The sequence below is a fragment of the Clostridioides sp. LIBA-6822 genome (assembly GCF_056688955.1).
The window spans coordinates 1374500-1396996 of sequence record NZ_CP196995.1; the positions used below are offsets into that span (position 1 = coordinate 1374500).

The following is a 22497-nucleotide window of genomic DNA, read 5'->3' on the forward strand; positions in this document are numbered from 1 at the left end:
TATTTTAATCAAAAAAGGAGTGAGGAGATGCCTTTAGCAGATAAAATAAGACCAAAAACAATGAATGATGTAATAGGTCAAAGTCATATAATAGGTAATGGCAAAATATTGTCTAAGATATTACAATCTAATTTTTTACCAAATATGATATTTTTTGGTCCTCCAGGTGTTGGTAAAACCACAGTAGCAGAAATAATAGCAGAAAAAAGCAATAAAAATTTCTATAAAATAAATGCTACGAATTCATCTCTAGAAGATATAAAAAAGGTAATATCAGAACTTGGAAGTATAAATAATATAAATGGAGTTTTGTTATATATAGATGAAATACAAAGCTTTAATAAAAAACAACAACAATCAATATTAGAATTTATGGAAAATGGAAGTATAACCTTAATTGCTAGTACCACAGAAAATCCATACCATTATGTGTATAAAGCTCTTTTAAGCAGGTCTACTGTGTTTGAATTTAAACCTTTAGAGAAGTTTGATATAGAAAAAGGTTTGGAAAGAGCTATTGAAGTATTAAATGAAGAAAGTTATATGGATATTGAATGTAATAAGGATGCAATTGAAGATATAGCTATTCTTTCTGATGGAGATATGAGAAGAGCTTTGAATATTTTGGAAATGGTAGTTTATTCAACTAAACCAAATAAAGATAATATAACTCATATAGATTCAGATGTAATACAGTCATCTACCTTTAATAAGATTATAAACTATGATAAAAATGGTGATAGTCATTATGACATTTTAAGTGCATTTCAAAAATCTATAAGAGGAAGTGACCCTCAAGCGTCTATACATTATCTAGCAAGACTTATAAAAGGTGGAGATTTGATAAGTATATGTAGAAGACTTTTGGTAATAGCAAGTGAAGATATAGGTCTAGCTTATCCAAATGCTATTATGATTGTAAAGGCATGTGTAGATTCAGCTATGCAACTTGGATTTCCAGAAGCAAAAATACCACTGGCAGAAGCTACTATTCTTTTAGCTACATCTCCTAAATCTAATTCTGCATGTATAGCAATAATGAAAGCTATGGATGAATTGGATAAAGAGTTTGTTAAGGACATACCAAACAGTATAAAAGATGCACATTATTCTGGTTCTAAAGATATAGGTAGAGGTTGTGGGTACAAATATCCTCATAACTTTAAAAATCATTATGTAAAGCAACAGTATTTACCAGATAGTATAAAAGATAGTATCTACTACATACCACAAGAAAATAAAACTGAGACAAATATAAAGAAATATTTAGAATATCTAGATAGTGATTTTTAAACTGAACGTTATGTATCGGGGGTAGATATTATGATTATAAGACTTAATTCAACTTACCATAGTAGAGTTATGAAATACTTAAAAAGAGAACCTGAGTACAATTTGTTTATAATAGGAGATATCGAAAGATATGGATATGGGCATAATTTTTTAAATATCTGGGGAGATATAGATGAAAAGGGTGAGATAAGGGCAATATTACTTAAATATTTTGAGTTTATGATGTTTTATTCTGATGGAGAATATGATGTTGAAGGTTTTTATAATCTACTTTGTAATACTAATTATGAAGAAATTTCTGGTAAAATATGTGCTGTAGGAGCTTTAGCTAATAGATTGGGACTTAATAATTTAAAGACAGTTGATTTTTGTAAACTTCAAACTAGAAAGTTTTTGGTGGATAATAACTGTAGTGAAAAGATAAAAAAGATTAGGCTGGGAAATCTTAAAAAGACAGTAAGACTTTATGATTTGATAGATGAATTTCACAGTACGACTTTAGATAATTTAAAAAATGGATTGAGGACAGGTAGAGGGTATTGTATAGAGATTAACAAACAAGTAGTATCCATGGCAAAGAGTACTTCAGAAAATAAAACTCATGCAATGATAATTGGAGTAGGTACACATCCAAAGTATAGAGCTAGAGGACTTGCTACAAAGTGCCTTATTAAACTATGTTCAGAACTCCTAAGAGAAAATAAAATACCTTGTTTGTTTTATGATAATGAAGAAGCTGGAAAGATATATAAAAAGCTAGGATTTGAGAATATTGGAAAATGGGGTATTTATTCAAAATAAAAAATTTCAAATTAATCTTGACAAAATTAGTAGGGTATAATAAAATTATGTTGAAAGTAATTCCTACTAAATCAGTATGAATTAGATTTCTATATAGAGGTGATAATATATGAAGTTGTCTACGAAAGGTAGATATGGATTAAAAGCAATGTTTGAATTAGCATTAAATCAAGATAATGGACCAGTATCATTAAAATTTATTGCTAAGAAACAGAGAATATCAGATCAGTACTTAGAACAAATATTTTCATCTTTAAAAAAATCAGGTCTAGTAAAAAGTGTAAGAGGTGCTCAAGGAGGATATTTGCTTTCAAAGAATGCTGAAGACATAACAGTAGGTGATATACTTGTAGTATTAGAAGGACCAGTTGCATTGTCTGACTGTGTACTAGATGAAGATGTATGTGAAAACTCAAACATGTGTGTAACGAAAATAGTTTGGGAAAAGATGAAAAAGGGTATAGAAGATGTTATAGACTCAATTACTCTTAAAGATATGATAAATGACTATAACAAAAATAAATTAGAAAATGATATAACAAATATTAAAAAATAGATTTGGAGATGAATGTAATGGAAAAAAGAAGATTGTATATGGATTATTCTGCAACAACACCTGTTAAAAAAGAAGTATTAGATGCAATGATGCCATACTTAACAGATTATTTTGGTAATGCATCTAGTTTTCACACATTCGGAAGAGAAGCAAAAGATGCATTAGATAAAGCAAGAGAACAAGTAGCAGACCTTATAAACGCTGAACCTAGTGAAGTGTATTTTACAGCTGGTGGTTCAGAAAGTGACAACTGGACATTAGAAGGTGTAGCTTATGCTAATAAAAATAAAGGCAATCATATAATAACTTCAAAGATAGAGCACCATGCGATACTTCATACATGTGAATACTTAGCAAAACATCACGGATTTGAAATAACTTATTTGGATGTTGATAGTGAAGGAAAAGTAGATTTAAAGGAATTAGAAGATTCCATAAAAGATACTACTATACTTATAAGTATAATGTTTGCAAATAATGAAATAGGAACTATACAACCTATTAAAGAAATATCTGAGATAGCTAAAAAACACAAGATATTATTCCACACTGATGCAGTACAAGCTACAGGTAATATTCCAGTAGATGTTAAAGAACTAGGAATAGACTTGATGAGTATGTCTTCACATAAAATATATGGACCAAAGGGTGTAGGAGCTTTATACATAAGAAAAGGTGTAAGACTTCATAACTTTGTTCATGGTGGAGCACAAGAAAAAAGTAAAAGAGCTGGTACAGAGAATATACCTGCAATAGTTGGATATGGAAAAGCAGCAGAATTAGCTAAAGCAAATATGCAAAATCATGTAGAGACTTTAACTCGTCTTAGAAATAAGCTAATAGATGGTGTGTTAGAAAGAATACCTTATACAAGAATAAATGGTAGTTTAGAAAATAGACTTCCAGGAAATGCAAACTTTGCATTTCAATTTATAGAAGGTGAAGGAATACTTTTATTATTAGATATGCTAGGAATTGCTGGTTCAAGCGGTTCTGCTTGTACTTCTGGTTCATTAGACCCTTCACATGTACTTCTTGCAATAGGTTTACCACATGAAATAGCACATGGTTCATTAAGACTTACAGTTGGAGATTTTACAACAGATGATGATATAGATTATATATTAGAGAATTTACCAAATGTTATAGAAAGACTTAGAAGTATGTCACCACTTTATGATGATGCGAAGAAACAAGGCTTAGTAAAGTAGACAGAGAGATAAAACATAAAAAATAGACATAAATTGAGTAGGAGGAAAAAATAATGCAATATAGTGATAAAGTTATGGAACATTTTATGAATCCAAGAAATATGGGAGAAATTGATAATGCAAGTGGTGTAGGTGAAGTTGGAAACCCTACATGTGGAGATATAATGAAGATATTTTTAGACATAGAAGGAGACATAATCAAGGATGTTAAGTTTAAGACATTTGGCTGTGGTTCAGCTATAGCAAGTTCTTCTATGGCAACTGAAATGATAAAAGGTAAAACTATAGCAGATGCATTAGAACTTACAAATAAAGCTGTTGCTGAAGCTTTAGATGGTTTACCACCAGTAAAGATGCATTGTTCAGTTTTAGCAGAACAAGCTGTAAAAGCAGCTCTTATAGATTATGCTCAAAAGAATAATATTCATATACCAGAATTAGATGGATATGTTATAGATGATGCTCATGACCATGATGTTGAGGAAGAAGAATAAAAATAAGGAATAATTTTCCAAAAATTGGTTTAAAACAATTTTAAAAAAGTGTATAATGATGTAGTAAAGAAAAATAGCCGTTTTCACGAAAATGGCTATTTTTTATTGCCCAGATTCCTTGTTTTAACCCGTTTTATAAATTAATCTAATAATAAAAAATATACACTTCTATAATCTCTAAACAATAAGAATATAATAAATCCCAGCAAATCAATCGTTTAGAAGGTTTTCATATATAAATATATTTTCCAAGAAATTATCTAAAAATGCTATTTTCGTGAAAAAGGCACATTTCAAATTAAAACACTATTAGGGGGAAAAATTATGAAAGTACCAAAGAAAATAGCAGTAATTCTTACTATATCATTAGTAGTTAGCAGTGTAACAGTAAGCATATCAAATGCTCAAACGAACAGTGACACACTTAAAGGTTCTGGTAGATGGGAGACTGCTATACAAATAAGTAAAAAAGGATGGGATACATCTAAAAATGTAATATTAGTAAATGATAATACTATAGTGGATGCATTGACTGCAACTCCTTTTGCAAGCTCTAAAAATGCACCAATTCTTTTAACACAAAATAATAAATTAGATGATAGAACGAAGGCTGAAATAATAAGATTAAAAGCCGAAAAAGTATACTTAATAGGTGGAGTAAAAACTCTAGGTTCAGAAGTAGAAGCTCAATTAAAATCTCTAAAAATTGATACAGAAAGAATATCTGGAAATGATAGGTATCAAACATCTTTAGAATTAGCTAAAAAATTAGATGAATCTCTTGGAAGAAAAACTACTAGTAATATTTCAAAAATAGTTGTTGTTAATGGTGAAAAAGGTCTAGCTGACGCAGTAAGTGTAGGAGCAGCAGCAGCTCAAAATAAAATGCCAATAATACTTTCTAGTCCAAATGAGGGTATAAAATTATCGAGTCAATTTATAAAAGATAAAGGTATAAAAACATCTTATGTAATTGGTGGTGTAAAGTCAATCTCAGAAGCAACAAAAAATACTTTACCTAGTCCTAAAAGATTGTCAGGAAATGATAGAAATGAAACTAATGCTGCTGCTATAAGAGGTCTATACGAGACAAAAGAGTTGAAAAATGCATATATAACAAAAGATGGTATGAATAAACAAGGTGACCTTATAGACTCACTAGCAGTAGGTTCACTAGCAGCAAAAAATAATTCTCCAGTAGTTTTAGTTGGAAACAAGTTAAATAAAGAACAAGAAAAAGTATTGAATACTAAAAGCTTAAAAACAATCACACAGGTTGGAGGCTCAGGTAATGAAAATGCTTTTTCTGAAATAAAAAAATCACAATCTACAACAGTATATGAAGTTAAAAACTTAGAAGAATTAAAAACAGCCTTAGTTAAGGCTGATGCAAATGATGTTATAAATGTTAAGCCATCAGGAACTATATCAAATGATTTATCATTAAGTACTAATAATTCAATTTCTGTAAATTTAAACGGTACATATACAGGGACTATAGTAGTAACTGCTCCAAATGCAGATATAGTTAATAAAGGGACAATAAGTAAAGTATTAGTTAAAGACAGTAAAGGTGGAACAATAATAAATGAAAGTGGAGCAAAAATAGAAAAAGTAGAGATACAAAATAATTCTAGTAATGTTGTAGTTAAGAATAATGGTAAAATAACAAATATAAAAAATGATGCAACAGGAACAAATATAAAAAATGAAGGAACAATAACTGATAAAGTAGAAGGTTCTCAGAGTCCAAGTATAGATGGTACTAAACCAGGTGGAAGTTCATCTGGAGGTTCTTCATCAAGTGGAGGTAGTTCAAGTGGTGGTTCGTCTGTAAAAGACAAATTGATAACATCAATAACAGCACTTGAAGATTCAATAAAAATTCAAAATGTAGAAAATGGAACAGAGTTAAGCAGACTAAACTTACCAAAAGAGCTATCAGCAACAGTATCTGGAGTAGCTAATACTAAAGTAGGGGTAACCTGGAAAAGTACACCAGAGTATAGTCCTACAACATCAGGAACATATGTATTCAAGGCCAATTTAGCAAATGGATATAAACTATCAGAAGGATTATCACTACCAAGTATTACAGTAAAAGTAGCTGAACCTGTTAAAGTTGAGACAATAAAAATTAATAATACTGCTACATTAGAAAAAGCACTTGATTTACAAGAAGATGGTCAAATATGGGAAATAGATGGACAAATAAATGTCGAAAAGCCAATTGTTATAAATAAAAAAATAATTATAAATGGCATTAATGATGCTGAGTTAATAAAATCTGCAGAATTTACTGATACTATACCAGGATATGAAAATATAGTGACGTTAGACAGAATAGATAATGTAGAAATAAACAATCTAAAAGTAACTGGTTTAGATTCTGATAGGATAAATAAATCAGGAATGCATGTTTATTTATCAAAAAATATTAAATTAAATAATGTAACTTTGAATAACAATAAGGGTGCAGGTCTAATAGTAAATGGCTCATCAGTAACAGCTTCAAATCTTAGAACAAGTGGAAATGGATGGTATGGAGTAAATGTAGAATATGTAAAAGCTGATGGAGTTGTAAGTGAAACTAATGCAAACTTAACTTTGACAGATAATTGTAATATAAGTGAATATACTCCAATACAAACAGATGATTATGATAAAGATAAAGTTGTTGTTAATGGATTTGGAGAGTGTAAACTATCACAAGATTCAAAAACTGCTACTTGGGGCAAAGCTTCTATCACTATGAATGAACTTGTTAATATAACACAAGAAAATAAAATAGATGAAAATCAAGATGGTAGTATACCTAAATTTGAAAATACTGAAAATAGAACACCAGTAGAGATTACGTTAAACAAAGGTAAAAATGATTATCAGAATGTAAGAGTAAAAATAAAAGAGGGAGATGGTTCAGCAGGTCTAGGTGGAATACAATTAATTGCCAAAGATAGCAATGGAAATTGGTTTAACATAGTAAACACAGGATGGGGTCCAATGGAAGGATTTTCATTACAAGATGCAACAACACCAGTTTATCTAGTTGGAAATACAGAAGGTACTTATAAAGTAAAAATACAGCTAGTTGATGTTAGTAATTCTAATAAAATAATAACAGAAACAACAGCATCAGTAGATGTAGTTAAGAATTAGTAAATAAAAAATTAACCTTAAATCTTTTAAAATTACTTAATAATATTATTTTTTTTAGAAAATAGAGCAAGCTATATTTTAAATAAATACAATGCTTGCTCTATATGGTATAATAATAAGTAATGCAAAAGATGAGGTGAAATTTGTTTATGAATAAAAAAGTAATGATAGGTATGAGTGGAGGAGTGGATAGCTCTGTAGCTGCATATCTTTTAAAACAACAAGGTTATGATGTCATTGGTGTTACTATGAAATTGTGGCAAGATGATGACGATGTTGAAAATGAAGGTGGTTGTTGCTCTTTATCAGCAGTTGAAGATGCTAGAAGAGTAGCAAATAAAATAGGTATACCATTTTATGTTCTAAATTTTAGAGAAGTATTTAAAGAAAAAGTAATAGATTATTTTATAGATGAATATTTAGAAGGAAAAACTCCTAATCCTTGTATAGCTTGTAATAAGCATATAAAATTTAATGATTTTTATAAGAAAGCTAGACAAATAGGTTGTGATTATGTGGCTACAGGTCACTATGCAAAGATAGAAAAGGATGAAAGTACAGGAAGATATTTGCTAAAAAAATCTGTTACGGATAAAAAAGACCAAACTTATGCACTTTATAATCTTACACAAGAACAACTAGAACATACTTTATTGCCAATAGGTGATTATGAAAAAGATAGAGTAAGAGAAATTGCTAAAGAAATGGGAATGGCAGTCCACAATAAGCCTGATAGTCAGGAAATTTGTTTTGTTAAAGATAATGACTATGCAAATTATGTAAAAAAACATTCTAAAAAGCGTATTGAAGAAGGTTTTTTTGTAGATACTAAAGGAAATATACTTGGAAAACACAAGGGTATACTATACTATACAATAGGTCAAAGAAAAGGGCTTGGAATTACCTTTGGGAAACCAATGTTTGTAATAGATATAAATCCAATAAATAATACTATAATTCTTGGAGATAATGAAGAATTGTTTAAAAAAGAACTTATTGCAAAAGATGTTAACTTTATATCAATAGATAAATTAGAAGAACCACTAAGAGTTCAAGCAAAAATAAGATATTCAGCAAAACCATCACCAGCGACTATTCACAAAATAGGAGAAGATACTATTAAAATAGTTTTTGATGAAGCTCAAAGGGCTATTACTAAAGGTCAATCTGTAGTAATGTATGATGGAGACGTTGTAGTAGGTGGAGGAATAATTGAGAAAAGTTTATAAAAACATCTAAAAAATTAAAAAAATAAACAATAAAGTATATTAAAGTGGAATAAAGTTTATAAAATAAATTTATTGTATATGGAAATATAGTATTGATTAATTTTGTAAAATTTAGTAATATAATTAGTATATTAATTAAAAAGCAAATACAGTGATAAGGAATAGTAAAATATTTGATGTCTTACAGAGAGAGGGAAAATGCTGGAAGCCCTTAGAATACAATATTTGAAGCAGCCTTTTAGTAGCAATCTTGAACAATTTATATTATGTAAAGAATATATAAGTAGAGATTGACGGTAGTTACGTTATAGCTAAGGTTTTCCGAAGATATCATAGTTTTTATGATAATTAGGGTGGTACCGCGATTGTCCTCGCCCCTATAAATTTATTTATAGGGACGAGGTTTTTTATTTAAACGAAAAAATAAAATTTATTAGGAGGAACATAATATGGAAAAGATGGGATTAAACGAAATAAGAAGTAAGTTTTTAGAGTTTTTTGAGTCAAAAGGTCATTATGTAGCAAATAGTTATTCTTTAGTACCAAACAATGACAAGAGTTTATTACTTATAAATTCAGGTATGGCACCTTTGAAAAACTATTTTTCAGGTGTAGAAGTACCTCCAAATGTAAGAATGTGTACATCTCAGAAATGTATAAGAACAGGAGATATAGAAAATGTAGGTATAACTGCAAGACACGCTACATTCTTTGAAATGATGGGTAACTTTTCATTTGGAGATTACTTTAAAAGAGAATCAATTAAATGGGGATGGGAATTTGTTACAGAATGGTTAAATATACCAGAAGATAAGATTTGGGTAACTGTATATGAAGAAGATGATGATTCTTATGATATATGGGCAAAAGAAATGAATTTCCCAGAAGAAAGAATGGTTAGACTTGGGAAAGATGATAATTTCTGGGAAATAGGTACAGGTCCTTGTGGTCCTTGTTCAGAAATTTATTTTGATAGAGGAGAAGAGTATGGATGTGATAATCCAGATTGTAAACCAGGCTGTGATTGTGATAGATATTTGGAATTTTGGAACCATGTATTTACTCAATTTGATAGAGATGAAGAAGGAAACTATAGCTTATTAGAAAGTAAAAATATAGATACAGGTATGGGTCTTGAAAGAATGGGATGTATCATGCAAGGAGTTGATACTATCTTTGAAGTAGATACAATTAAGTCTATATTAGAAGCAGTTGAGAAATTAACAGGAGTAAAATATGGAGAGAATCCAAAAAATGATATATCACTAAGAATAATAACTGACCATATAAGGGCTGTAACGTTCTTAGTTAGCGATGGAGTACTTCCATCAAATGAAGGAAGAGGATATGTTCTTAGAAGACTTCTTAGACGTGCTGCTCGTCATGGTAAATTATTAGGTGTAAAAGAATTATTTTTACAGAAACTAATAGATGAAGTTATAAAAGTAAATGATAAAGCATATCCAGTTTTAGTTGAAAAAGAAAGCTATATTAAAAAAGTAGTTGGTATAGAAGAAGAAAAATTCAATGAAACTATAGACCAAGGAACAGAAATATTAAATTCTTATATAGAAGTATTAAAAAGTGAAGGAAAAACTGTTTTAAGTGGTCAAGAAGCCTTTAAATTATATGATACTTATGGTTTCCCAATAGACTTGACTAAAGAAATCTTAGAAGAAGAACATTTATCTGTAGATGAAGAAGCTTTTAATGAAGAAATGGAAAAACAAAAAGAAAGAGCTAGAAATGCGAGAGGAAATATGGATGGAGAAAGTTGGAAGGAAGACCCTCTATCAAAATTAGAATCTACAGTTGATAGTATGTTTAATGGATATACTGAAATATATGGAGAAGGAATTATTGAAGCTATAGTTAAAGACGATGAGTTAGTTCAAAGTGCAAAAGAAGGCGATAAGGTATCTATAGTACTAGACAATACTACTTTCTATCCTGAAGGTGGAGGACAAGTTGGAGATTGTGGATTAATAACTAATGAAAACCTAGTTGTAGAAGTACTAAATACTAAAAAAGGAGCTAATAATAGTATAAAACATATAGGTGTAATAAAATCAGGAAAAATAAGCAATGGAGATAAAGTGAAGACACTGGTAGATGGAGAAATTAGAATGGCAGCTGCAAGAAATCACAGTGCTACGCATTTACTTCATAAGGCATTAAAAGAAGTATTAGGAGACCATGTTAATCAAGCTGGTTCTTTAGTTACTCCAGAAAGACTTAGATTTGATATTACTCACTTTGAAGCTATATCAAATGAAGAATTAAAAGTAATAGAAGAAAAAGTAAATAATGTTATTTTAGCGTCTTTAGACATAAAATGTGATATTATGAATATAAAGGAAGCTAAAGAAAAAGGAGCTACAGCACTATTTGGTGAAAAATATGGTGATGAGGTAAGAGTAGTTTCTATGGGAGATTATTCTACAGAACTTTGTGGAGGAACTCATTTGACAAATACTTCTCAAGTAGGAATGTTCAAGATATTATCTGAAGGTGGAGTAGCAGCAGGTGTAAGAAGAATAGAAGCAATAACAGGAAAAGCTGTTTATGAATATCTAAAAGAAAGAGACGGTATTATCTCTGAAGTTTGTGTAAGCTTAAAATCTAAGGAAGATAATTTAATTCAAAGAATAAGCTCTTTATTAGAAGAGAATAAAAATTTATCTAAAGAATTACATGATATGAAAGCTAAGATGAGTTTACAATCAGCTGATTCTATTTTTGATTCTAAAGTTGAAGTAAATGGAGTTAATTTAATAACTAATAAATTTGAAGGTATGGACATGGATACACTAAGAGAAACAGCAGATAATCTAAGAGATAAGCTTGGTTCTGGTGTAGTGGTACTAGCAAATGTAGTAGATGATAAAGTTAACTTTGTAGTTACTGCCACTAAAGATGTATTAGACAAGGGAATACATTCAGGTAATATTGTTAGAGAAGTTGCAAAAATAGCTGGAGGAAAAGGTGGTGGAAGACCTAATATGGCACAAGCAGGAGCTAGTGATGTATCTAAGGTTGACCAAGCTTTAAGCTATGCAAGTGAGGTTATTAAGACACAAGTTAAATAACATTCACTTAAGGAGGTTTTTAATTTGGAAAAAGATTTAGACTACACTATGAAATTTGAAGGGATACCAGAGGATAGAATGAGTGTAGGAGACACTATTGATTTTGTATATAAAGCACTAGTTGAAAAAGGATATAACCCTATAAATCAAATTATAGGGTATCTCCTTTCTGGTGATTCTAGCTATATAACTAGTCATAAAAATGCAAGAGCTATAATTAAAAAATTTGAAAGAGATGAGATACTTGAAGAAGTAATCACGCACTATCTGAATAGAAAGTAGGTCAAATAAATGAGAAAAAAGATTATGTCATTGTTTGCGGTAGTCATTATGATTTTTGTATCAACTGTCAGCTATAGTTTTGCTGAAGAAAAAGGCAAGGTTATATTTATTGATATGAATAGGACTAATCTTGGAAGTATGATGAATATTCCAATCTTAAAAAATGAGTTAGAAAAGAGAGGTTATATAGCTCTCATGAATATAAGAGGGGATCAAGGTACTGACGATAGAAGGTCTTATGCAAGTATGGGTGCAGGAACAAGAGCTAGTGTAACTACTGAAGACTATATCAATTTTCAAAAAGTAGACCAAGATACTTCTAAAGTTTTTGAAGTTGCAACAGGTCAAAAGGCTAAAGAAATAAATGATTTAAGTATTAATAAATCTATAAACGAAAATCTTGAGTATGGAGAGTATGGAGCAAACTTAGGTTCATTAGGGAAAACTTTATCTGAAAATGGTTTAAAGACATCTGTGATTGGAAATTCTGACATTATTGAAAATAATCAAGTAATTAAAAATAGAAATCTATGTTTAGTTGCTATGGACCAATATGGAAGAATTGATTCAGGTAATATTGATGATATTAACAAGAAAGATTCTAAAATGCCATTTGGAATGTCTACAGACTATAATAAGTTACTAGATGAGACTAAAAAATCTTATAATAATAGCGATGCTATATTTGTGGAACTTGGAGATACATATAGATTAGATATGTATAGATTGAACCTAAATGATAATACTTATGCTACAATGAAGAAAAACATTGTAAAAAATATAAATAAATATCTTGAACAAGTATTTTCTATGGTTGGAGAAAATGACACTGTTTATATATCAAGTGCATTCCCAAGCGATTTAGATTATAAAAATAAAAGAAGACTTTCTCCAATAATAAAATTTAGTGGAGAAGGGAAAGGTCTATTGGAATCGGCCACAACAAGAAAGGCTGGGATTGTTGCAAATCTAGATGTTGGAGTAGATATATTAAATGAATTTGGTCTTAAAAATAAAGAGATGGTAGGCAGAAGTTACACTTTGGTAAACAAAGAAGACAATGCCAGTTATCTGAAATCACTTTATGAAAGGATAGTATCTATATCTTCAATAAGGTCAAGTATTATAAATGGATTTGTAGGAGTGATATCTGCCTCTTGGGTAATTGCAATGTTTGCAGTTTTCTTTAGAAATCACATGCCACATAAAGAGCGTGTATTCAAAGTACTTAAAGAGTTTATAAAATTGGGTATAATAATGCCACTATCATTTATGTTAGCTCCTTTGATGAATTTTAAAACTCCACTTTCAATATCTCTAGGGATATTTGCTACTACATTAATATTATACTTACTGGGTAGAAAATTATTTAAAGACAATGATATAAAACACATGGGATTTTTTGCGACACTTACTATTTTGGTCATAGTTATAGATTCTGTATTTGGAACATATTTAATGCAAAATAACATAATGAGTTATGATGCTGTTATTGGAGCTAGATACTATGGAGTAGGAAATGAATATGAAGGTGTAACTATAGCAAGTGCAGTATTTGGTTTAGCAGTACTATTACATTATAAGAAGGTCTCTAAAGCACTTGTTGTAATTTTTTCATTAATAATACTTATAACTAGTGCATATCCTTCAATGGGGGCAAATGTTGGTGGAGCTATATCAGAATGTGTAGCATATTTGTTGTTTATAATGCTTATATATGATATTAAATTAGACTTTAAGAAAGTCCTATTACTGGCTATTTCAGCTGTGGTTGTCGTTTGTGCATTTGCAGCTTTAGATATAGTTTCAGGTAGTGAATCTCATTTAGGTATGTTTGTACAGCGAATTTTCCTAAATGGGCCAGGAGAGATATTGCAGACATTTGGAAGAAAAATTCAAATGAATATGCAATTAGCACAGACAAGTGTATGGGTAAATATTTTACTTGTAGGAATTGGAGTAATTGCAGTACTTATATTCAAGCCATCTAGACACTTTAGGAAGATAATGAACAACTTCCCAATCTTATTTAAAGGTTTTATTGCATCTATGGTTGGTTGTATAATTACTCTTTTAGTTAACGATTCTGGTATAGTTGCGGCATCTACAGCATCTATATATATACTTATACCACTTATAATAATAAGTATAAATATGATAATATTTGAAAAAAATAACTAAAGAATTTTTTACTGTTTATATACTATTTAAATAAAAAATGCAATATGATTACTAATGTAAACTGAACAGTTTACATCGAAAAATCATATTGCAATTTTTATGATTGATAATATGTATTTAACTTGTAGAATATAAATAAACAGAGGAGGCAATATGTTAGACGGAAGAATAATGGGGCTTGATGTTGGTGATAAAACTATTGGAGTTGCTGTGAGTGATTTAATGGGATTAACTGCACAAGGTGTAAAAACAATAAGAAGAGTTGGTAAGAAAAAAGATATTGAAGAAATAAAAGCAATAATAAAAGAAAAGCAAGTAAATAAAATTGTATCAGGATTGCCAAAAAATATGAATGGAACTCTAGGTCCACAAGGAGAAAAAGTAATCAAGTTTTGTGAGTTAGTAAAAGAAGAAACTGGTCTTGATGTAGATTTTTGGGATGAGAGACTTTCTACAGTAGCAGCAGAAAGATCTCTATTAGAGGCAGATGTAAGTAGACAAAAAAGAAAAAAGGTTATAGATATGTTAGCAGCAGTAATAATTTTGCAAGGATATTTAGATTTTAAAATAAATTCATAAAAGAGCTATAAAATTGAATACTTATGATATATAATATAAATAATAAAAATAAAAATAAATTTGAGGTGAATGACATTATGGAAGAAAATATAATAAATTTAATAGACGAAAATGGCGTTGAAAGCCAATTTGAAATAATATTAACATTAGAAGCAGAAGGAAAAGAATATGCAATATTAATGCCTTTAGATGATGAAGAGGCTGAAGAAGCTTTAATCTTCAGAATTGATGAAGACGAAGAAGGTGAAATATTAATACCTTTAGAAAGTGATGAAGAGTACGAAACTGTTGTAGCTGTATATACTGCTATAATGGAAGAAGAAGGTTTAAATTACGATGAAGATGACTCAAATGGACTTAACTAGATAAAGAATTAAGTTTGATATAAAAATTCAGATATTTATTATATTTGCTATAATTAAGATTTATTAATTATAAAAAGCATTTGTAGTATGTATCTGTTTTTTTATTTTTTATTAAAAATATTAAAAAAATTATAGATTTTGGTGAATAATATATCTTTTATGGGTATATATTTATATTGTGAGAATAAATTAAATTTTTTCAAATGTCTTGACAAAAAATGAATTATCAATTACAATATTATTTAATAAAGATTATCAATTGAAAATAGTAAGGGTGATGTTATGGCAAACACAATGGATTTATTAAAAGACAAGTTAAAAGAAACTGGTTTTAAGATTACGCCACAAAGAAGAGCAATAGTTGAAATATTGCTTAAACATGACCATTCACATCTAAGTAGTGAAGAAATCTATGATTTAGTTAGGGTTGACTGTCCTGAGATAGGTTTAGCTACTGTATATAGAACAATGCAGTTGTTAGATGAAATAGGATTAATATCAAAACTAAACTTAGACGATGGATGTATAAGATATGAGATTAGTCTACATAAAGAAGACTGTCATAATCATCATCATCTTATTTGTAAAAATTGTGGAAAGATAATGGAAGCTAAAGAAGACCTTTTAGACAATATAGAAAAAGAGATACAATCATTGTACAAATTTAAAATACTTGATCATGATGTTAAATTTTATGGACTATGTGATGAGTGTAATGGAATAAGCGACTCAGAAGAATAACCTTCTATTGCTTAATGTCAATGGAAGAATAGTATAGAACTTTTATATTCTATGCTATTCTTCCATTTTTTATTATAAATCAGTTATAAGATATAAATATATAATTTTCAAAGTGTTTATAGTTTTAATATCGAAAATATAATTAATCCTATAAGTATGAAAATGAATGATTTTTCTATAAAATTACTAAAGGGACCTCCAACTGTTAAAAAACCTAAAGAAATTTTTTTCTCGCTTAACGGATAAAAAATTGGTATTCCTTGTTTTGTAAATAAATCTCCTAAAAACATATGACTTGCATAACCAAGTGTCCCATAAAAAGATAAATTATTAATACTAGTGATTAATTCTATCTGTTTTAGTAAAAAATATATTATTATAGTTGCAAATATGCTATGAGAAAAACTTCTGTGCTTCAACCAGGGAAAAATTGACAACATTAGACAAAAAATTGTAAAATATATTTCAACTTCTATGATGTATAAGCATATAGCTAATAGTATAAATATTAATGATAGAAAAACTTTTCTAAGAAACGTGTGGGTTAGTTTTGCTTCAATAATTATAATTGCAATAAATGTAATTATTGCACTTAAATAAAAATTATCATTTATATTTATTGAAATAAAGAAAATAATAATATTAACAGCATATATAAAAATTCTATATATGTATTTGGATATATTGTTTTTTAGAATAAAATTTGAGACCATAGAATTAGATTTATCCAAATCGGGCAGTACAGCGAAAGTAGCTGAAACTAAAATGTCAACTAAAGATATAGGAATTTTAAATATCAAAGACGTTTGGATAGCTGTTAAGATTCCTATTGCACAATGAGTTTTACCACGCATAAATCCTCCTAAAATATCCGATATTAAATTATATAATATTTAGAGGATATCAAAATAAAATAGGTTTGTCAAAATAATACGTTAAATGTATTTTAAATATAGCTTAAAATATGATACGAATTATGGTACAATAAGAATAACTGGTAGCGAGTGCGTGATTTGATATTATTTAGGATTGTAGAACGTGTTAAAAAATTAAATAGACAGAAGGAGATGATGCAATTGTTCAAAAAGAACACCAATAAGATAAAGGTAATGGCCTTAGGTGGACTTAACGAAGTTGGAAAAAATATGACTGTTGTTGAGTATAAAGATGAAATAATTGTTATAGATGCTGGACTTAGTTTTCCAGAAGATGAAATGTTAGGGGTAGATATAGTTATACCAGATATAACTTATTTAGTCAAAAATAGGGATAAAATAAAGGGTATATTTATTACACATGGACATGAAGACCATATAGGGGCTCTTCCATATATATTAAAGAAAATAAATGTACCTGTGTATGGAGCAAGACTTAGTATAGGTCTTATACAAGTGAAACTTAAAGAACATAAGATGAATAATGTTAAGTTAAATGTCATAACTCCAAGACAAGTTATAAAACTTGATAACATGGAAGTAGAGTTTTTGAAAAATAATCATAGTATACCAGATGCTTACTCTATTGCAGTACACACAGACCAAGGTATAATATACCACACAGGAGACTTTAAGATTGATTTGACTCCTATTGATGGTGATGTTATGGATATGCATAGACTCTGTGAGTTAAGCAAAAAAGGAGTTCTTTTAATGCTGGCTGATAGTACTAATGCAGAAAAACCAGGATTTACTATGTCTGAAAAGACTGTTGGAGTAGGTCTTGATGAATTATTTGCAAAAGGAAATGGCAGAAGGATTATAGTTGCTACGTTTGCATCCAACATACACAGATTACAACAAATAATAAATACAGCTGAAAAGTTTAATAGAAAAGTTGCTATATCAGGTCGCTCAATGGTCAATGTAGTTGGAGTTGCAAAAGAATTAGGATATCTAGATATTTCTGATGATATGCTTATAGATTTAAATGATATATGCAAATATGAAGATAGTGAATTAGTGATAATAACAACTGGTTCACAAGGTGAACCTATGTCAGCTCTTGCTAGAATGGCTTTTTCAGAACACAAAAAAGTAGAAATAAAGAGTGGCGATTTAGTTATAATATCTGCTCATCCAATACCAGGAAATGAAAAATTAATATCAAGAGTAATCAATTTCTTATTTGAAAAGGGAGCAGAAGTAGTTTATAGCGATATAGCTGATATACACGTTTCTGGACATGCCTGTCAGGAAGAATTAAAATTGATACATGCATTAGTTAGACCTAAGTTTTTTATGCCAGCTCATGGTGAATATAGAATGTTAAAAAGACATGCTGAAATAGCTGAACAACTTGGTATGGACAAAGAAAATATTTTTGTCATGCAAACAGGAGATGTTTTGGAATTAGATAAGAATTCTGCTAAAGTAGCAAATCGTATACAAACAGGAAACATACTAGTCGATGGATTAGGTGTAGGCGATGTAGGTAATATAGTCTTAAGAGATAGAAAGCATTTATCAGAAGATGGTCTTATGATAGTTGTAGTGACTATTTCTAAGGATGAAGGTAAAGTTCTGGCAGGTCCAGACATAATTTCTAGAGGCTTTGTATATGTAAGAGAGTCAGAAGATTTAATGGATGGAGCAAAAGATATAATCAAGAATGTCCTAAATGAATGTGAAGAGAAAAATATTAAAGAGTGGGCTTATTTAAAGAATAATATCAAAGAAAACTTAAAAGAATATTTATATCAAAAAACTAAACGAAATCCAATGATACTTCCTATAATAATGGAAGTGTAATATATAAAAAACTATAAAATTGAAAATTAGACCTCTTATAATTTTTAAAATAATATCAAAAATCCAATTGATACTATCTTAAGAATTATAAGAGGTCTTTTTAATTTATCATGTTGAAAATATATACGTATTACATAAAATACCAATTATAACAATCTTTTATTAGTAAAAACTAATTATATATAAATTTTACTAATAGGAGGATTCTTATGGATAATATTTCAAGACAAAATGCTATAAAAGCTTTGAAACAAACTAAAATGGAAATAGCAGGAGAATATGGAATGAATTATGAAGATGCTTTTGAAATAATAGAAAATGCATCTAATAAAGGTGTTTTAGAAGGTTATTTTAAAAAGCTTGAGAAGAAAAAAAATTTAGGTCAAGGTATATCTAGGCATTTAGAATAAAAAAAGTTAAATGTGAGAAAATAAGTTTAAATAAACTTTAAGAGGTGACATCGATGAAAAAATTAGCTAGTACTGCTTTGGCTATATTACTTGCGTTTACTCCTTTAAGCTTTTCTTTTGCAAATAATAAGGAAAATGCTGATGCCAACCAACTAAATATATCTTCAAAATCAGCAATTTTGATGGATGTTGGCAGTGGACAAATTTTATATGAAAAGGATGCTCATAAAAAGCTTCCTCCTGCAAGTGTAACAAAGGTAATGACAATGCTACTTATCGTAGAAGCTTTGGATTCAGGTAAGGTTAAGCTTGATGATGAAGTTCAAGTAAGTGAAACTGCATCTAGTATGGGTGGTAGTCAAATATTCTTAGAGCCAGGAGAAACTCAAAAGGTTGATACATTATTAAAAGGTATAGCTGTTGCTTCAGCAAATGATGCCTGTGTTGCTATGGCTGAACATTTAGCTGGAAGTGTTGAAGGATTTGTTGATAGAATGAATGCTAAAGCAAAAGAGTTAAATATGAATGATACTCATTTTGCAAATACAAATGGACTTCCAGTTGCAAATCACTATACATCTGCTCATGATATAGCTTTAATGTCTAGAGAACTGTTAAAGCATGAAATGATAAGTAAATACTTAACTACATGGATGGATAAAGTTGTAGTAGGAAAAAAACAAGTTACAGTAGGTCTTGCAAATACTAATAAACTTATAAAGCATTATCAAGGAGCAACTGGTGTTAAAACTGGATTTACTCAAGAAGCAAAATACTGTTTATCAGCAGCTGCAAAGAGAGGTAATACTCATCTGGTTGCAGCAACTTTGGGAGCAGAGACTTCTCCAGAAAGATTTAACGATGCATCTAGTCTTTTGAACTATGGATTTGCTAATTATGAAAGCGTTAAGCTATGCAGTAAAGGAGATAATATAGCAACACTTACATTGGATAAGGCTGATGAAAACAAAGTTAAATTAGTTGCTAAGGAAGATTTAAATGCTCTTATCAAAAAAGGAAGTTCTAAAGAATTTGAGAAGAAAATTGAAATAGTAAAAAATCCTAAAATGCCAATTAAAAAAGGAACTGTTTTAGGAAAGATAAAGATATGTAAGGATAAAAAAGTAATAGGCGAAGTGGAATTAATAAATACTAAAGATATAAATAAGGCAAGCTATCTACAAATGCTTCAAAGAATAATTGATAATATGATATAAATAATTACCAAATGATATACAACCATAATCCACATAAAAAATACCCGTATAGAATTATTTACTATAGGGGTATTTTTATTTATTGTTTATAGAAGGATTTTATAATTTTATGTTTTTTATAGAGAGTTAGAAAAATATATAAAACTTAAAATATTATTTAATATTTATCTAAGTAAAGGCATGCTACCAGTAAGTTTATTTACTTTCTTTTTGTTTCCATAGATTGCTATACCAAAATACTGTAGTTCATCTTCTGGTACATTAGCAATTCTTTGAATAAACTCATCATAAACATTACAGCTTTGTGCAACATCTGAAAAATCTACAACAGTTAGTTCTTCAAAGTCAGTACTATATAGTTTTTTACGTAAATCTTTTATAAGTTCTTTGTTTCCTTTTAAAATAGGTACAGGAAGTTCGACTATTCCTAAGTGACTATTTCCTGTTTTATCAATCACATCTGAACCAACAGTTTCTGGTGCATATTTTCCTAGTGTGATTCCCATTATAGCTGCTGTATTTGATATAATTCCCATTGGTAAATTTTCATCTATTACCATAACACATTTTGAATTTTTAGTTTCCATTTTTAATTCCCCTTTTCGTTTTATTTAAAGTTGTTTTTGTCATTGTTTATAAATATGTTTTGATACTGCTTTGGTGTAAGACCAATAAAGTTCTTAAAGAAATTTGTAAAGTGACTTTGGTCTACAAATCCTGTCTGTATGGCAGCATCTATAGGTTCTACCCCTTTTTCCAAAAGTCTCTTAGCCTTATTTACTCGTATATTTTCTAAGTATCTATATGGTGTAATACCTTTTAATTTTGTAAAGTTGCGAAGTAATGAGTATTTATTCATTCCTGCTATAGTACTTAATTCATCAAGCAATATATGTTCATCATAATTGTTTTCTAAATAGTCACAGACTGCTTGGATTTCTATACTTGTTTTCTCTAAGTTAAATTGCAGATTTGGTTCTGTATATTCTTCAATTAATTGTTCAATTAGAAAGAAAAAAAGTTCCTCTTTTTTAAAATCTAGTTCTTCTTCCATGATTATATGATGTAATTCTTGTAGTAGAGGTACTAGCTCACTACGAAATATTACAGATTGATTAAACTTAGGTAAATAATTTTCACCCGTAATTTCAAATACAGTTTTTTTCATTATTTCTGGCTTAATATTTATACATCTGTAATCGAGTACTTTGTTATCTATTTGTTCACAAGTATGACTATCAAAAGGGTTAAAAAGTAGTAAATCCCCAGTACTGGTAGTATACTCTTTATTTTTACAAGATAAATATCTTTGACCTTTTTCTATAAAACCAATTACATAATGTTCATGAAAATGGTTTGGGAATTTTTGCATTATACCTTTAAATCTATATGCTTCGACTTTCAATTCTTTATCAAAACATACTGTGCGTTCTTCTTGTTTCACTTAAGTAACCTCCCTTCACATTATACAAAGTGTAACACATATTTTTTTGTAGTTCTTGTATGATATTGACTAAAATCTAAATATGAATAAAAAAATAGCAACTTTATCTATTTTAGTTGCTATTTTTATTTATATGTAATTTATTTTGCTAAATTATTAAGTGTATCTCCAGCAATTCTATATACTGTCCAATCTTTCATTGGCTCTGCACCCATTGATATGTAAAAATCTATACTTGGTTTGTTCCAATCTAGGCACCACCACTCCAAACGACCACATCCACGTTCTATGGCGATGCTTGCTAATTTTTTTAAAAATGCTTTACCATATCCTTTACCACGAAACTCTGGCTTAACATATAAGTCTTCTAAATAAATTCCTGCACGACCAAGAAAAGTCGAAAAATTATGAAAAAATAGAGCAAAACCTATAGCTTTATTATCATATTCACCAATCAGAACCTCAGCTTTTTTCTTTACAAATAGCCATTCATTGAGTATCTCTTCTGTAGCAACAACTTCATCTAACAGATTCTCATAAGAAGCAAGTTCCTTTATGAAATTTAGAATAAGATGTGTATCTGATTCAACTGCATATCTAAATTTAAGTTCATTTTTTCCCACAATATTGTTCATTTTAGTACTCCTTTCATCAGTGATACATAAATAAAATAACAATAATGTCAATTCATGTCAACAT

At 29.2% G+C, this 22497-nt stretch carries 20 protein-coding genes and 1 other annotated feature; of the genes, 16 read left to right on the plus strand and 4 right to left on the minus strand.

The window, feature by feature from the left end; genetic code table 11:
• Positions 1-27: 27 nt before the first annotated feature.
• From ACTG48_RS06655 to ACTG48_RS06715, 13 genes are all read left to right on the plus strand, one after another.
• Positions 28-1293 (plus strand): replication-associated recombination protein A, encoded by a 1266-nt coding sequence (locus tag ACTG48_RS06655; protein ID WP_021384051.1) that lies wholly within the window; start codon positions 28-30, stop codon positions 1291-1293.
• A 30-nt stretch (positions 1294-1323) separates the two neighbouring features.
• A complete protein-coding gene (locus ACTG48_RS06660; protein WP_479918400.1) occupies positions 1324-2094 on the plus strand; it encodes a GNAT family N-acetyltransferase in 771 nt (256 codons plus the stop codon).
• Between the two features lie 109 nt (positions 2095-2203).
• On the plus strand, positions 2204-2650 hold the full coding sequence (locus tag ACTG48_RS06665; protein ID WP_479918401.1) for an RrF2 family transcriptional regulator: 447 nt from the start codon (positions 2204-2206) through the stop codon (positions 2648-2650).
• 17 nt (positions 2651-2667) lie between these two features.
• A complete protein-coding gene (gene nifS / locus ACTG48_RS06670) occupies positions 2668-3861 on the plus strand; it encodes a cysteine desulfurase NifS (protein ID WP_021384067.1) in 1194 nt (397 codons plus the stop codon).
• A gap of 53 nt (positions 3862-3914) precedes the next feature.
• A complete protein-coding gene (gene nifU, locus ACTG48_RS06675; protein ID WP_021384029.1) occupies positions 3915-4355 on the plus strand; it encodes a Fe-S cluster assembly scaffold protein NifU in 441 nt (146 codons plus the stop codon).
• A gap of 324 nt (positions 4356-4679) precedes the next feature.
• Positions 4680-7514 (plus strand): cell wall-binding repeat-containing protein, encoded by a 2835-nt coding sequence (locus ACTG48_RS06680; protein ID WP_479918402.1) that lies wholly within the window; start codon positions 4680-4682, stop codon positions 7512-7514.
• Positions 7515-7663: 149 nt separating this feature from the next.
• Positions 7664-8743 (plus strand): tRNA 2-thiouridine(34) synthase MnmA, encoded by a 1080-nt coding sequence (mnmA, locus tag ACTG48_RS06685; RefSeq protein ID WP_479918403.1) that lies wholly within the window; start codon positions 7664-7666, stop codon positions 8741-8743.
• A 142-nt stretch (positions 8744-8885) separates the two neighbouring features.
• Positions 8886-9125 (plus strand) — a binding site (T-box leader).
• A 67-nt stretch (positions 9126-9192) separates the two neighbouring features.
• Positions 9193-11832, plus strand: a complete 2640-nt coding sequence (gene alaS / locus ACTG48_RS06690; RefSeq protein ID WP_479918404.1) for an alanine--tRNA ligase — start codon at positions 9193-9195, stop codon at positions 11830-11832.
• Positions 11833-11856: 24 nt separating this feature from the next.
• Positions 11857-12114 carry an IreB family regulatory phosphoprotein gene (locus ACTG48_RS06695; protein ID WP_003419418.1) on the plus strand — a complete coding sequence of 86 codons (258 nt, stop codon included), beginning with the start codon at positions 11857-11859 and terminating at the stop codon, positions 12112-12114.
• A gap of 9 nt (positions 12115-12123) precedes the next feature.
• On the plus strand, positions 12124-14295 hold the full coding sequence (locus ACTG48_RS06700; protein ID WP_479918405.1) for a hypothetical protein: 2172 nt from the start codon (positions 12124-12126) through the stop codon (positions 14293-14295).
• A 153-nt stretch (positions 14296-14448) separates the two neighbouring features.
• Complete coding sequence (gene ruvX / locus ACTG48_RS06705; protein ID WP_021384054.1) at positions 14449-14874, plus strand: Holliday junction resolvase RuvX; 426 nt, start codon at positions 14449-14451, stop codon at positions 14872-14874.
• 77 nt (positions 14875-14951) lie between these two features.
• Positions 14952-15239: a DUF1292 domain-containing protein gene (locus tag ACTG48_RS06710; RefSeq protein ID WP_021384007.1), complete on the plus strand. Its 288-nt coding sequence runs from the start codon at positions 14952-14954 to the stop codon at positions 15237-15239.
• A gap of 282 nt (positions 15240-15521) precedes the next feature.
• Complete coding sequence (locus ACTG48_RS06715) at positions 15522-15980, plus strand: Fur family transcriptional regulator (protein ID WP_021384065.1); 459 nt, start codon at positions 15522-15524, stop codon at positions 15978-15980.
• 116 nt (positions 15981-16096) lie between these two features.
• Here the strand turns inward: ACTG48_RS06715 and ACTG48_RS06720 are convergent, their stop codons facing one another.
• Positions 16097-16834, minus strand: a complete 738-nt coding sequence (locus ACTG48_RS06720; protein WP_021384024.1) for a metal-dependent hydrolase — start codon at positions 16832-16834, stop codon at positions 16097-16099.
• Positions 16835-17050: 216 nt separating this feature from the next.
• Here ACTG48_RS06720 and ACTG48_RS06725 point away from each other — a divergent pair, with 216 nt between their 5' ends.
• From ACTG48_RS06725 to ACTG48_RS06735, 3 genes are all read left to right on the plus strand, one after another.
• Positions 17051-18727: a ribonuclease J gene (locus ACTG48_RS06725; protein ID WP_079746946.1), complete on the plus strand. Its 1677-nt coding sequence runs from the start codon at positions 17051-17053 to the stop codon at positions 18725-18727.
• Between the two features lie 209 nt (positions 18728-18936).
• Positions 18937-19137: a CD1290 family small acid-soluble spore protein gene (locus tag ACTG48_RS06730; RefSeq protein ID WP_021384062.1), complete on the plus strand. Its 201-nt coding sequence runs from the start codon at positions 18937-18939 to the stop codon at positions 19135-19137.
• Between the two features lie 53 nt (positions 19138-19190).
• Complete coding sequence (locus tag ACTG48_RS06735) at positions 19191-20354, plus strand: D-alanyl-D-alanine carboxypeptidase family protein (protein WP_021384057.1); 1164 nt, start codon at positions 19191-19193, stop codon at positions 20352-20354.
• Between the two features lie 164 nt (positions 20355-20518).
• Here the strand turns inward: ACTG48_RS06735 and ACTG48_RS06740 are convergent, their stop codons facing one another.
• The 3 genes from ACTG48_RS06740 to ACTG48_RS06750 all read right to left on the minus strand — a co-directional run bounded on the left by ACTG48_RS06740 (position 20519) and on the right by ACTG48_RS06750 (position 22433).
• Entirely contained in the window at positions 20519-20941 is a 423-nt protein-coding gene (locus ACTG48_RS06740) for a DUF2000 domain-containing protein (protein WP_479918406.1), read from the minus strand.
• A gap of 20 nt (positions 20942-20961) precedes the next feature.
• Positions 20962-21798 carry an AraC family ligand binding domain-containing protein gene (locus ACTG48_RS06745; protein WP_479918407.1) on the minus strand — a complete coding sequence of 279 codons (837 nt, stop codon included), beginning with the start codon at positions 21796-21798 and terminating at the stop codon, positions 20962-20964.
• A gap of 140 nt (positions 21799-21938) precedes the next feature.
• Positions 21939-22433, minus strand: coding sequence for an N-acetyltransferase family protein (locus ACTG48_RS06750; RefSeq protein ID WP_479918408.1), 495 nt, complete (start codon positions 22431-22433; stop codon positions 21939-21941).
• Between the last annotated feature and the right edge of the window lie 64 nt (positions 22434-22497).